Below are 633 nucleotides of genomic sequence, written 5' to 3'. Positions count from 1 at the left end.
TTCGGCACCAAGGGCGGCGAAATCGAGATGGACGGGCAGCGCGTCGCCGTGCCCGTCTCGACCGACCAGATGAAGACCGTCGCCAAGCTCTCCGGCGGGCAGGCCTACACCGCGACCAACGCCGCCGAGCTCAACAAGAGCTACAACGCCATCGAGAACGAGATCGGCTACCGCACGGTGCCCGGCCCCGGCAGCGCCGGCTGGTTGCGGCTGGGGGTCGTCGCGGCGCTGATCGCGACGGTGTTGGCGTTGGTCCTCAACCGGCGCCTGCCCACCTGAGACTCAGGCGGGCAGCCGGCGGTTGAGCAGCAGCCCGGCCAGCACGGCACCGGCCATGGCGACGGCGCCCAGCAGCATCCAGGCCAGGCTGGCGTCGCCCTTCACGGACTCGTAGCCGATCTGGCGCTGCAGGGTCGTGTAGACGTTCTTCAGCGAGTCCAGGCTGTCGGCGTGAAACGACTGGCCGTCGGTGATCTCGCAGATCTTCTGCAGGGTCTGGTCGGTCGAGACGGGCACGGCGACGCGCTGCCCGTCCATCTCGATTTCGCCGCCCTTGGTGCCGAAGGAGATGGTGGAAATCGGGACGCCCTCGTCCTTGGCCAGCCGCGCGGCGGTGAACACCCCGTCGTGCGG

Annotated in this window: 2 pseudogenes; one reads left to right on the top strand and one right to left on the bottom strand. The window is 69.2% G+C overall.

Annotated elements, in window-relative coordinates:
- A pseudogene (locus tag A5714_RS03920) lies at positions 1–279 on the top strand (hypothetical protein); the annotation flags it as partial.
- Between the two features lie 3 nt (positions 280–282).
- On the opposite strand, the pseudogene A5714_RS03915 reads toward A5714_RS03920, so the two are convergent.
- Positions 283–633, bottom strand: a pseudogene (locus A5714_RS03915) (hypothetical protein); the annotation flags it as partial.

The organism is Mycobacterium sp. E2462 (assembly GCF_001672685.1).
Taxonomy (GTDB): Bacteria; Actinomycetota; Actinomycetes; order Mycobacteriales; family Mycobacteriaceae; genus Mycobacterium.
This window is presented reverse-complemented; position numbering and strand designations above follow the sequence as displayed.